We start from the raw sequence: 13290 nt of genomic DNA, 5'->3' as shown, positions 1-13290 counted from the left end.
ATGCGCGTGTTCCGCGCACAAAATCATCGTGACATCATGCGACTGACCGACTACACCGACTACACCCTGCGCGTCCTGCTTTACCTTGCCGTGCGCCCGTCCCGCCTTTCGACCATCGGCGAGATATCCGAGGCGTATGGCATCTCGCGAAATCATCTGATGAAAATAGTCCAGCAATTGGGCGAACTCGGCTGGGTGGAAACGGTGCGAGGGCGTCATGGCGGACTGCGGCTTGGCGAGCGCACGCCTTATCTGACGATCGGCGAGATCGTGCGAACAATGGAAAGCGACTTCGACATCGTCGGTTGTTTTTCGCGCGACAAGGCACACCGGCAATGCGTGATTCAGTCGGCCTGCTTGTTGCGCGGCGTCTTCGCGACGGCGCGCGATGCCTTCCTTGCGGAACTCGACAAGCATACGGTCGGCGAACTCGCGCGTCCGGCGGATGAGCTCTCGCAATTGCTCGGCATCGTGAGCGTGATTCCGGTATCGGTCGAGCGCATGCAAAGCTCGTCTGCCTGACGCGCGGTTAAGTCCTGCACGCGGCCGGACGGTGAACGAAAACCGGACGGACAGGTCATTCTCATGCGCCGACGCTCGCGCGGGCTTTCTCGAAATCAAGCGAAAAAGTGCGCGCAAACGGCTAAACAAGGCTTGAAACCGACCAAAAGCGCCTCATTTTGGTCGTATTCGAATTGGAGCTTTCAATAATGAGAATCGACAAACTCACCACCAAATTTCAGGAAGCGCTGTCAGACGCGCAAAGTCTGGCGGTCGGTCACGACAACCAGTACATCGAGCCGGTTCACTTGCTTGCCGCGCTGATCGCGCAGCAGGACGGTTCCGCGCGCTCGCTCATGTCGCACGCGGGCGTGCAGGTCCAGGCACTGCAAAACGCGCTCAACGACGCGATGAATCGTTTGCCGCAAGTGCAGGGCACGGACGGCAACGTGCAGGTCAGCCGCGATCTCGCGGGCCTGCTCAACAACGCCGATAAAGAAGCACAGAAACTCAACGACACCTACATCGCGAGCGAAATGTATCTGCTCGCGGTCGCGGACGACAAAGGCGAAGTGGGCCGCGTAGCCCGCCAGCATGGTCTTACGCGCAAGGCGCTCGAAGCCGCGATCAACGCGGTTCGCGGCGGCGCGCAGGTCGATAGCCAGGACGCCGAAAGTCAGCGCGAGGCGCTCAAGAAGTACACCGTCGACCTGACCGAGCGCGCCCGCGCAGGCAAGCTCGATCCGGTGATCGGCCGCGATGACGAAATTCGCCGCTCGATCCAGATTCTGCAACGCCGCACCAAGAATAATCCGGTGCTGATCGGCGAACCGGGCGTCGGCAAGACGGCTATCGTCGAAGGACTGGCGCAGCGTATCGTCAACGGCGAGGTGCCCGAAACGCTCAAGGGCAAGCGCGTGCTGTCGCTCGACATGGCGGCGCTGCTCGCGGGCGCGAAGTACCGCGGCGAGTTCGAGGAGCGCCTGAAGGCCGTGCTGAGCGATATCGCCAAGGACGAAGGCATGACCATCGTCTTCATCGACGAAATTCATACGATGGTCGGCGCGGGCAAGGCCGAAGGCGCAATGGACGCGGGCAACATGCTGAAGCCGGCGCTTTCGCGCGGCGAATTGCATTGCATCGGCGCGACCACGCTCGACGAATATCGCAAATACATCGAGAAGGACGCGGCGCTCGAGCGGCGTTTCCAGAAAGTGCTGGTCGACGAACCTTCGGTGGAAGCGACCATCGCGATCCTGCGCGGCTTGCAGGAAAAGTACGAGTTGCATCACGGCGTGGAGATCACGGACCCGGCTATCGTCGCGGCGGCGGAGTTGTCGCATCGCTATATCACGGACCGCTTTCTGCCGGACAAGGCGATCGATCTGATCGACGAAGCGGCGTCGCGCATCAAGATGGAAATCGATTCGAAGCCCGAAGAGATGGACAAGCTCGACCGCCGTCTCATCCAGTTGAAGATCGAACGCGAGGCCGTGAAGAAGGAGAAGGACGAGGCATCGCAGAAGCGTCTGCAACTCATCGAGGAAGAAATCGACCGGCTCAATCGCGAATATTCGGATCTCGAAGAAATCTGGACCGCCGAAAAGGCCGCCGTGCAGGGCAGCGCGCAGCTCAAGGAAGAGATCGAAAAGGCGCGTGCGGACATCGCGCGTTTGCAGCGCGAAGGCAAGCTCGAGAAAGTGGCCGAACTGCAATACGGCAAGCTGCCCGAACTCGAAGCGCGTCTCAAGCAAGTGACGCAGGCCGAGTCGCAGGAGCAGAACAATCCGACGCGGCCGCGTCTTTTGCGCACGCAAGTGGGCGCCGAGGAAATCGCGGAAGTGGTGTCGCGTTCCACGGGCATTCCGGTGTCGCGCATGATGCAGGGCGAGCGCGAGAAGCTGTTGCAGATCGAGGGCAAGCTGCACGAGCGTGTGGTCGGTCAGGACGAAGCCATCGGCGCGGTGGCCGACGCGATCCGCCGTTCGCGCGCGGGTCTGTCCGATCCGAACCGTCCGTACGGCTCTTTCTTGTTCCTGGGGCCGACGGGCGTCGGCAAGACGGAACTGTGCAAGGCGCTGGCCGCGTTCCTGTTCGATTCGGAGGATCATCTCATTCGTATCGACATGAGCGAGTTCATGGAGAAGCACAGCGTCGCGCGTCTGATCGGTGCGCCGCCGGGATACGTCGGCTATGAAGAAGGCGGTTATCTCACCGAAGCCGTGCGTAGAAAGCCGTACAGCGTGATCCTGCTCGATGAAATCGAGAAGGCGCATCCGGACGTCTTCAACGTGCTCCTGCAAGTGCTCGACGATGGCCGCATGACCGATGGACAAGGCCGCACCGTCGACTTCAAGAACACGGTGATCGTGATGACGTCGAACCTCGGTTCGCATGTCATCCAGAGCATGGTCGGCGAACCGCACGAAGCGGTGAAGGACGCCGTCTGGGAAGAGGTGAAGCTGCATTTCCGGCCGGAATTCCTGAACCGGATCGACGACGTGGTGGTGTTCCACTCGCTGGATCGCGCGAATATCGAATCGATCGCGAAGATTCAGTTGCAGCGTCTGCACGACCGCCTGGCCAAGCTCGACATGCAGTTCGACGTGTCGGATGCGGCGCTCGAACAGATCGGCAAGGTCGGCTATGACCCAGTGTTCGGCGCGCGGCCGTTGAAGCGCGCGATTCAGCAGGAGATCGAGAATCCGGTCGCCAAGCTGATTCTGGCTGGCAGGTTCGGACCCAAGGACGTCATTCCGGTCGATATCAAGGACGGGAAGTTCGTGTTCGACCGCGTAGTGCACTAAAGGCGGTTGATCGCTGCTTGTTCTTCGGCGGCGATTTCTAAAGGGCGATGGGTGATCCATCGCCCTTTTTGTTTGGCGGCAGCGGAAACGATCGATGACGCCAACGCCGCGGCCCGCAAAACAAAAAACCCCGCAGGGCGAACCGCCCGCGGGGTCCAAAACAAACGCGATGAATCAGACTCAGCCTTGTTTCGGCGCTTCGTTCTTGCCGAAGAGACCCGCCAGGCCGCCTAGCGATCCGAGCACACTCGACAGATCCATCTGGCCATTGGCGGGCACTTCGCCGTTCGGCGTCGCGCGGTCGACGATATGCGGAAGCACCGCCGCGAGCATGCCCGACAACTGATCGCTCGACACGCCGGCTTTCTGCGCGAGCGCACCGACGTTGTCCGAGCCGAGCGCGTTGTTCAGCGTGTCCGGGCTGATGGGCTTGTTTTCGCCCGTGCCGATCCATGACGACACGATGTCGCCCGCGCCCGCCTGATGAAAGCGCTGGATCAGCCCCGCGATACCGCCCGGCTGGTTGTTGACGAATTCGAGCGCCGCCGTGATCAGCGCAGCCTGGCCGGATTGACCGGGTTGGCCGCCTTGTTGCGACGAGTTGCCGAGGGTGGAGGCGAGGATATCGATTAGGCTCATGGCAGTCTCACTACGAGAAGTTGCGGGGTGGGGTGGCTCGCGTGACGCGCTTGCATCGTGCGAAAAGAGCGAAACGCGAGCTTTGAGACGAAGTACTTGAGGTTGAAGGGCGACGGCATGATGCGGTTGGCCGTCGCCTGCTCGCCTCGATCTTTTCTAACTTTTATTGACTGGCAGCCGCGGCGCTCGCGGCCTTGTCTTTCTTGCTCTTGCGCTTCGAAGGCTTCGCATCGCTTGCCGCGGCGGGTGCCGTCGTCGCTGCCGGCGCCGCGCTTGCAGCCGCCGCCGCGCTTGCGGCCTTGGACTTGCGCGAACTCTTTTTCGTAGCCGAAGCAGGTGCGGCGGTAGCCGGCGCTTGCGGCGTGGCGGCCGGCGTTTGCGCGGTGGTGGCCGCGGGCGAGGTCGCCGCCGTGGCCGCTGTCGACGATTTGACCGTCGAGTTGGACGGCGCGGCGCCTTGCGTGCTGCTCACGGCGGGCTTCGTGGTCTTGCCCGTGGGCGGCTGCGACGATCCGCCGATGGTCAGGCCGTTCTCCTCGAGCTTGGCCACGGACTTCGTTCCAAGACCCTTCACGCGCGTCGCGAGATCGTCGGCGTCCTTGAACGGGCCGTTCTTCGCGCGCTCGTCGACGATCGCTTTCGACTTCACCGGACCCAAGCCCTTCACGGAATCGAGCGCGGCTTGATCGGCCGTATTGACATCGACCGCGGCAAACGCGGTTCCGACGGACAGCATCAACGCAAAGCACAGCATCAGCAGCTTTTTCAGCATGACGGCACTCCAGGCAATGGAAAAGAATGATGAATCGATGCGTCCGGGCTTACGACAGAATAACGACTTTGCCGTTAAGCATAGGGCAAAAACAAGTCCCGAACGATGACGGCTCGCATTGTGCACGACCCCGCCGCACGCACCACACGAGCGCACAATCTTTAACGTCGCGCAATGCAGATTGGATGACGCATCAATATTTTGCATGCTGCAAGGCATGCTTCGGCCTCACCGCGACGGCCTTTGAGCAGTCTTGAGAAACGCGCCGCGCACTTCGAAGGCGATTGAATCGACCGCGTTGCCGCGCGCATCGACGAGTTCGAGGACGTGATGTCCCGGCCATGGCAGCCAGGCGACGCGCGCATCGCGGCCGAACGGCTTGCCGTCGAGGCGCCACGCGAGCGCGCCATTGCCCGAGCGTTCGAACCACACGCGCTGGCGCGCGGGCGGAATGTCGGGATCGAGCGCGAAGATGGTGCCATTGGTCGGCGCTCCGATGCGCGCCGCCTGGCTGTCCCCTTTGCCGCTCGCTCCGCTTGAGCCCGCCGCGTTCGCCGTGATGCCGATAGCGCTCATCTGCGTGCCGCGCACGAACCATTCCCCGCGCTTCGGTTCGATATCGTTCTGATACGCGATCTGCGTTTCGATCACGCCCGACGGCGCAGTCGGCGCGTGGCTGGCGGCTCGCCGATGCAGATAGCCGACGAGCGCATTCCACGCGGGCGCCGCGCCGGTGACGCCGGAGACGTCCCACATAGGCGCGCCATCGGCATTGCCGACCCACACGCCGACGGTGTATCGCGAAGTGAAACCGACGGCCCAGTTATCGCGCATGTCCTTGCTGGTGCCGGTCTTGACCGCGCTGAAAGTGCGCGTGGCGAGCACGCTGTCGAAACCGAAGGTGCGCGTGCGCGCGTTGTTGTCGGCGAGCATGTCCGTGACGATGAAACTCGCCTCCGGGCTGAACACGCGCTTTCCCGCAGGCGCGGCAGCGTGGCCCGCGAGATCGAACGACGGCCGCGCGACACCGCCGTTGGCCAGCGCGCGATATGCATTGGTAAGCGTGGCCAGCGTGACGTCCGCGCTGCCGAGCGCGAGGCTGAAGCCGTAATAATCGCCCGCTTGCGTAAGCGGCAGACCGAGCGCGACCAGCGTCTTTGCAAAGCGATGCGGCGTGACGAGCACGAGCGCGCGCACTGCCGGTACGTTGAGCGACGACCCGAGCGCCGTACGCACGCTCACCCAGCCCTTGAAGTCGTGATCGTAGTTTTGTGGAATATAGAGGCCGCCGCCGGTGGCAAGATCGAGCGGCGCGTCGTCGAGCAGCGTGGCCGCGGTCAGGCGTTTTTCGTCGATGGCCTGCGCATACAGAAACGGCTTGAGCGTCGAGCCGGCCTGCCGCGCGGCGAGCACCGCATCGACTTCGGGCGCGTTCGACAAGCCGCCCGCCGAACCGACCCACGCGAGCACATCGCCGGATGCGTTGTCGATCACCACCGCCGCCGCGTCGTGCACATTGCGCGGATGAGCCCGCGCGTTGAGTTCGGCAAGCGTGCGCGCGAGCGTGTCGCGCGCGAAGCGCTGCACATGCGCATCGAGCGTCGAGCGCACGCGATCGCCCGCCTTGGGGTGCGTTTCGCTTGCAACGCGCCGCGCGAAATGCGGCGCGAGCGCGTCGTCGCCTTGTGCGAAGCCCGGCGCCGACGCGGTGCGTGTGAGCGTCAGTTGCACATAGCTGTCCAGGTTGACGCACGGGTCGTTCGCGTGCGTCTTGTCGCTCGTATGCAAAGCCTGCATGTCGCGCAAGATGACGCAGGCGCGCGACGCGACCTTGTCATAACGCGCATTCGGCGCGCGCACGAGCGCGGCGGCGAGCGCGGCCTCGCGTTCATCGAGCCCGGACGGCGCCTTGTTGAAAAGCGTCTGCGACAACGCCGATAAACCCACGATCTCACCGCGAAACGGCACGAGATTCAGATACGCCTCGAGAATCTGGTCCTTGCGCCAGCTCCGTTCGAGCCATAGCGCGCCTACTGTCTGCTGCGCCTTTTCGCCGATATTGCGGCGGCCGTTCGGCTTGCCGTTATCGTCGTCGATGAGTCCGGTGAGCTGCATCGTCACCGTCGATGCGCCACGCGTGCGGGTGTTCCAAAGATTCGCCCATGCCGCCGCCGCCGCGCCGCGCCAGTCGACGCCCGCGTGGTCGTAGAAGCGCTTGTCTTCCGAAACCACGATGGCCTCACGCAACGCGGGCGAGACATCCGCAAGCGCAACCCAGTCGCCGCGCCGCGCGTGCGTATCGACACGCGTGCGTTGCAGCGGTTCGCCATCGCGCGACAACAGCACCCAGTCGGAACTGCGCCAGTTCGCGCGCACCTCGTCGAAGCTCGGCGCCGCGCACGCCGCCGTTGCCACGACGCAGCCGATCAGAAAGCACAGGGCGCGCTTCACGGCGTCACTTCGCGCTGGCGGCGAGCGGCTTCACGACGACCGTCGCGTTTGGCAATGCGCCGAACGATGACGGCGCGTAGAGCGCTTCTACACGCGTCGGCGGCAGGCCGAACGAACCGGCGTTATTCAGCCGCATCGTGTATTCGACTTGCAGCTTGCCCTTCGGCAGATAGTCGTAATACGCGCGATACCCTTCGAAACCGCGTTCCACGAAGGCCGGCCACGAACCGCGATCCGGCTGCTCGCCGGAAGTCGCCGCTTCCGAGTCGCGTCCGAGACCGGAGCCGAGAATGGTCGCGCCAGCGGGAATCGGATCGTTGACGACGACCCAGGTCATGTCGCTTTGCGCGTCGATGTCGAGATGCACGCGCACGATGTCGCCGCGCGAGAGCACGCCCTTCACGGCGGGATCGACCGGCGTCACCGTCTTCACGATGCGATAGCCCGCCGCGAACGGCGCCTTCAACGCGACGGCCGCAAGGCTTTCGATGGTCGCCCAAGGTTTGCCCGTGCCGTCTTGCGTCAACGTGAGCGAGCCGGTTGACCACGGCAGCAAGCTGCTGCGCGTGTTGACACTCTTAGTGATCGGGGTCGCCGACGACAACGCCGCCGATGCAGGCGCGGCAGCGCTCCAGTCCACGCTCTGCGTCGCCGCGCCCAGCGCAATGTTCGTGCGTCCCGTGACCGGCGTGCTTTCGAAAATTTGCGAGAAGCGTCCCACCGCGAGCGAGCCCCAAAGATTGGCGGTCGTAGTCTGCCATGCGCCGTTTTTCTGCAGCGCGAGGAGGCCGGCCACGAGGCGCGGCATCTCGTCCTTCCACGCGGGCGCGTTTGCGAAGATGAGTGCGGTGCGCGCGGCGTTGGTTTCGCTGCCAGTCATGAGCCACCAGAGATCGTCGTCGCGTTCGGTCGAGAACGTGAGACGCGTGCCCTGATACGTGAGCCGCGCACGGATGATCTGCTCGGCCTGCGCGCGCTTCGCTTCACGATCGGCTATACCGTCCACGCGCGAAAGTATCGCGTAGTAGTCGAGCACGGCCGAGGTCGGCCATTGATCCGGCGCGACGGTGATCGAACCGAGCATGCGCGGCTGGGCGAGACCGTAGCGCGAAAGCGCTTCGATGGCGGCGAGCTTTTCGAAGTCGAGGTCGTTGCGCGGCGCCCAGAACTTGCGTTCGAGCTTGCCGTCGACGAAATTCGCAAGACCGGCGGCGAGCTGATCGCGCAATTCCGCGGGCATCGCAAAACGGCGGTCGAGCTTCGACGCTTCGTCCGATACCGCGAGCAAGTACGCGCTGAGCGTCGGGCTGCCGGTCGGACGTTCGTCGTCGTAGGGCGGGAAGTAGTTCGCGAGACCGTCGCGATCCAGATACGACGGCATGCGCGTGAGCACGGCTTGCCATTGCGCTGCGTCCATGAGGCCGAGCGCGCGCGAAGTCTGCTGTTCGAGGCAGTTATACGGATAGCGTTCGAACCAGCGTCGCACGCCGGGCAAGCCGTCCGCGAGCTTCGGCTGCAAGGACACCGCGATACCGCCGCGCACGGCGCCGTTGCTCGACGTGCTGGCATCGGCGGGCGGCGCGACGGGCACGCTGAACGTGCCGTCCACCTGCGCGATGGTCGCTTGCTGCGTCGTGACCGGAATGGCCGCGACGACGCGCTGCTGCAGCTTGACGGCATCGCTCGCGGGCTTCGTGGCCGAAGCGCTGCCTTGCTCCACCGCGCTCACGTCCCAGGCGAGACTCGCCGATGCGTTCATGCCGAGCACGTCGGGCGTGGTCACGTCCCAAGCAACTTCCCGCGACGATTCCGGCGCGAGTTCCACCGTGCGTGCATCGAGCGCGAGCGAACCGGCGTGCGGCGTGACGACGACGCGCATGGTGCGCCGCGTCGTGTTGCGCAGCGTGAACTGCGCATGGAATGCGTCGCCCACACGAACGAGCGGCGGCAACCCGGAGGTGAGTTGCAAGTCCTGCGTGCTTTGAATCGATGCGCTGCCTGTGCCGAAGCGTCCCGCGCCCACCGCCGCGATGGCGACGATACGAAAGCGCGTGAGCGCGTCGTTCAAGGGCACATCGACGGATGCTTCTCCGTTTGCATCGAGCGTGACGCGCGGATTCCACAGCAGGAGAGTATCGAAGAGTTCGCGCGTGGCGCTATGTCCGCCGCCGCCGCCCGCTGGCACCGCCTTGCGTCCGAAGTGCCGCCGCCCGATGATCTCCATCTGCGCGGTCGATGTTTCCACGCCGTAGGCGCGCTGCTGCAGCATCGCGTCGAGCACGTTCCAGCTTTGGTTGGGCATGAGTTCGAGCAGGGCTTCATCGACGGCCGCGACCGCGATCTGCGTGCCTGCGGGCGCGGGCTTGCCGTCAGGCAACGCGACCTTGACCTTCACATGCGCCTTGGCGCGCACCGTGTACGACTTCGCGTCCGGCGTGACGCTCACCGCCAGTTTGTGCGATGCCGTGCCCACCTTGATCGATGCCAGCCCGTAACGAAACGCGGGCTTCGAGAGATCGACGAGCGGCGTCGGCGCCTGATACTGACGGCCTTCATACCAGAACGCGTGCGCCCATTCGACCGGCGCTTTCCAGCCCCACGTGAAAAACGAATACCACGGCACTTCATGGATACGTCCGCGCAACGCGAGCACCGACACGTAGACGTTCGGCCCCCACGCTTGCTCGACCTTCAGTTCGACGGTCGGGTCCTTGCCGTTCAGGTCGACCACATGGGTTTCGATGATGCCTTCACGCTCCACCGCGACGAGCGCAGTGGCCGAGCGGAAGGGCATGCGCACCTGGAAGCGCGCGGTCTCGCCGGGCTCGTAGCTGTTCTTTTCCGGAAGCACGTCGATACGGTCCGTGTTCTCGCCGCCGAACCAGAGTTCGTCTTCGCGCGTGACCCAGACCGACGTGCTCGCGTTGGCCGTGCGGCCATCGCCGTCTTTCGCGACGGCGATCAGATCGATATTGCCGGCGGTCTTGAGCTTGGCATCGCACGAGACGATGCCGTGATCGTCGCTCTTGCCGCTGCAAAGCGTGCCCAGGTCGTTCGTTTCGGAATGGTTGTCGTAGGCGTAGAAGCCGCCGACCATGCGCTTGCGCGAACTCGACATCACGCGCGCCATGCCCTTGATCTCGACCGATACGCCCGCGCGCGGCTTGCCCTGCAAATCGAGCGCAAGCGCTTGCACCGGCACCGAACCGCCGACCGACGCCCAATGCGCGGCCTTCACGCCCACGGCGACCGCGGCGGGCCAGAGCGTGGCGCTGCCGCTGATGGTCTGGATCTCGCCGTTCGGGTCGGCGAAGCTCGCTTCGAGCGCGAGACGCTTGGGCGAATCGACGGCGGGCAACGGCTTCACGATCAGCTTGCCGTCGCCATTGCGATCGAGCGTGACGCGCAGCTTGTCGGCGACGAGTTTCGTCGTGGTCTCCGTTTGCTGCTCGCTGTCCTCGTCCTCGGCGGGCGCGCTCGCGCCATCGTCCACGGGTTTGCGATACGGCGAGAAGCTGAATGCATCGTAGTCTGAAGCGAAGGGCGGCGACGTGTCGCGCACGAGCGCCGACACTTGCACCCGCTGGTTCGATGCCGGGCCGCCTTGCACATATTCGAGGTGGACATCGACCGGCGCTTCTTGCGCGGCGATAAGACCGGCCGATTTGCTGTCGCCCGCCGAGACCGTGCCCTTGAACACCGGCAGACGGAATTCCTCGACGCGGAAGCTGCCTGTCTCGTACGACTGCGTGACATTGCTGCCTTCGCCGCCGTCGTCGCTCGCGTCGTTGGTGTCGCTGGCCGCGCCGTTATCGAGCGTCACGCTGTATTCGCCGAGTTTGGCCGCGGCGGGAATGGCGAAGCTCGAGTCGGCGCTGTGATCGGCGCTCCACGCGAGCGGCATGTGCCACGTCTGTCCGCTGCCGATATGACGAATCGTCACGCGCGTCGGATACTTCGGCGGGAAGCCGAAACCCTTGAGCGTTTCGACGCGCATCAGGTGCTTCATCGACACGGTTTCGCCTGCGCGCAGCAAGGTGCGATCGAAAATGGTGTGCGCGCGTAGCGTGCGGCTCGTGCTCATGTCGGTCGGCACGTTGAAGCGCCACGATTCGATGCCGCGATTCCAGTCCGAGGTCACGAAGGCCATGTCGGGTCCGGTGACCGGATCGGTAACGCGCGCCGAGACGAAGAAGCCGCCGTACGACAAGCTGTTCTCGTTGCATTCGCGGATGGCCGCGAGCGGTTTGTTGATGGTCGCGAGGCCTTGCGCATCGGTCTTGCCGGTGGCGACTCGATCGCCGTTGCAGTCGGTCACGCGTACATCCGCATTGGCGACGGGCTTGCCCTTGTCGAGCGTCGTCACCCAGACGAGACTGTTCTCGCGCCCTTGCTTGAAGTGCACGCCGAGGTTCGTGACGAGCACCGACGTGCGCACGAACATCGACTTGTTCCGACCCATCAACGACGCGCCGAGCGCCGGCGACGCCAGTTCGACGACATAGAAGCCCGGCTTCGCGAGCGGAATGCCGACGACTTCGAAGGGACGCAGCGCCTTGGGATCGGCGGCGGGCAGCGTGAGCGTTTCGACGCCCGCGCGCTTTCTCAAGAGCGAAAGCGAGCGAATGTCGATGGTCGGATCGCGGCTCACGGTGCCGTCCGATTCCGGCACGATGACGGGCGCGATACCGTTCTTCAAAAGCGAGGGCATGCGCGCTTCGATCGACGAGCGCGACATGCCGATGCCGTCGAACAAATCGACGTTGCGCATCCATTGGCGGATGTCGGTATCGGCGTCGAGTCTGAGCTTGGTGATCTGCGAGGTGCCCGAGTCGAGCCCTTGCACGTGCAGGTCGGCTTCCACATGGCGCAGCGTGACCGGCAACATGGCGGGCATGTCCGGCTCTGCAAAGCGCTCGATGATGCCGAACGTGCCCGAGGAGAACTTCGCGAGCGGCGGCATGGGCGCGGTCGCGGTTTTGAGCGGGAAGAAGTCGGCGTTGGCGAGCGTGCGGCCGCTCACGTCCTTGAGATTGGCGGGCGCCTCGATGGTGAGATCGGTGCGCTCCGGCAGCGGCGCGGCGAATTCTACTGCTTCGACTTCCGCGTCCTTGCTGTCTTCATCGAAGTGCGGCGCGACCGTGCCTTTGGGACCACGCAACGCGAACTTCTGGGCGTCGGCGCGGCTGATCGGCGCGGTGAACATGAGCCTGAGCGGGCGCAGCGGCGTGCAGGGCGCGTTCGCGTTCTCCCGTTCGCATGTGAAGCTCGCGGAAAATGGATCGCGCACCTTGTAGTCGAAGCGCTTCTCGACATCGTTGGGCATGCCGCTCGGCCCGGTGACGCCCGCGCCATAGACAAGTTGCATTTTCGAGCCGGACGGCAACGTTTGCCCGCATGCGAGCGTGAGCACGCGGTCGCTTTCCTTAGCGAGTCCGAAGTGTTTGAGAAGCGCGCCGCGCGTGGCGTCGTCGGCCGTCCGTACGGGAATGCGGTTGCCGAGTGCGCTCGATTCGCACCAGACGTGATCGAGCACCGACGCTTGCGTGGCCGGGCCGTTCAACCGCAGCACGAAGGTCTGGTCTTCCTCGATATCGCCGTAACTCGGCTCGACGCGTGTAACGAATGGCCCGCCTGTCTGAAACGCGAAGTGGCTGGGACCGGACAGCGCGTTGCCCGCGCTCGATTGCAGGCCGCTGTTGAGGTCGATGCCGCAGCGCACTCCTGGCGGCAAGTCCGCGTTGAAATCGTAGGCCCAGGTTTTTTCGTCGATCCAGCGCGCGCCGCCAGCCGTGGCCGCGGCGGGCGCGCCGCTACAGGCGAGCTTGCCGGGCGCGGCGGCGCTCGGACTGCCGAACGCGATCATGGCTTCGTCGAACTTCACGACGACCTGACGCACTTGCGCGACCTTGCCTTGTGGCGACACGGTCACGACGCGCGCGGCATCGGCCCGATACATCGCGACGCTCATGCCGAAAGCGGCGATGAGGGTGGTTGCGGCCAGAATCCATTTTTGTTTTTTCATGACGCGGCTCATCCGCTCGTTCCGAGTAATTCTTGTCCGCGCGATTTTACTGGAGCCCTACGCCATTCTTGCGACGAATCGGTTGCGTTGACGCA

General features: G+C 64.3%; 5 protein-coding genes and 1 pseudogene. 2 read left to right on the top strand and 4 right to left on the bottom strand.

Annotation, left to right across the window (positions count from 1 at the left end; translation table 11 throughout):
- The first annotated feature begins 36 nt into the window (after positions 1-36).
- A complete protein-coding gene (locus NCR98_RS07880; RefSeq protein ID WP_250492286.1) occupies positions 37-522 on the top strand; it encodes an Rrf2 family transcriptional regulator in 486 nt (161 codons plus the stop codon).
- 188 nt (positions 523-710) lie between these two features.
- Complete coding sequence (clpB, locus tag NCR98_RS07875; RefSeq protein WP_250492287.1) at positions 711-3308, top strand: ATP-dependent chaperone ClpB; 2598 nt, start codon at positions 711-713, stop codon at positions 3306-3308.
- A 180-nt stretch (positions 3309-3488) separates the two neighbouring features.
- On the opposite strand, the pseudogene NCR98_RS07870 reads toward clpB, so the two are convergent.
- The 4 genes and pseudogenes from NCR98_RS07870 to NCR98_RS07855 all read right to left on the bottom strand — a co-directional run.
- A pseudogene (locus NCR98_RS07870) lies at positions 3489-3974 on the bottom strand (YidB family protein); the annotation flags it as partial.
- A 136-nt stretch (positions 3975-4110) separates the two neighbouring features.
- On the bottom strand, positions 4111-4719 hold the full coding sequence (locus NCR98_RS07865) for a ComEA family DNA-binding protein (protein WP_250525910.1): 609 nt from the start codon (positions 4717-4719) through the stop codon (positions 4111-4113).
- A gap of 228 nt (positions 4720-4947) precedes the next feature.
- Complete coding sequence (pbpC, locus tag NCR98_RS07860) at positions 4948-7170, bottom strand: penicillin-binding protein 1C (protein WP_250525909.1); 2223 nt, start codon at positions 7168-7170, stop codon at positions 4948-4950.
- 4 nt (positions 7171-7174) lie between these two features.
- Complete coding sequence (locus NCR98_RS07855) at positions 7175-13207, bottom strand: alpha-2-macroglobulin family protein (RefSeq protein WP_250525908.1); 6033 nt, start codon at positions 13205-13207, stop codon at positions 7175-7177.
- Positions 13208-13290: the final 83 nt, after the last annotated feature.

This window comes from Caballeronia sp. GAWG2-1 (assembly GCF_023631405.1).
In the GTDB taxonomy this organism is placed as follows: Bacteria; Pseudomonadota; Gammaproteobacteria; order Burkholderiales; family Burkholderiaceae; genus Caballeronia.
The sequence above is the reverse complement of the archived record's forward strand: the minus strand, read 5'-3'. Positions and strand labels throughout refer to the sequence as shown.

Coding starts and splice junctions, on each gene's coding strand:
- NCR98_RS07855 (WP_250525908.1), bottom strand. CDS start 13,207: ATGAGCCGCGTCATGAAAAAACAAAAATGGATTCTGGCCGCAACCACC.
- NCR98_RS07880 (WP_250492286.1), top strand. CDS start 37: ATGCGACTGACCGACTACACCGACTACACCCTGCGCGTCCTGCTTTAC.
- clpB (WP_250492287.1), top strand. CDS start 711: ATGAGAATCGACAAACTCACCACCAAATTTCAGGAAGCGCTGTCAGAC.
- NCR98_RS07865 (WP_250525910.1), bottom strand. CDS start 4,719: ATGCTGAAAAAGCTGCTGATGCTGTGCTTTGCGTTGATGCTGTCCGTC.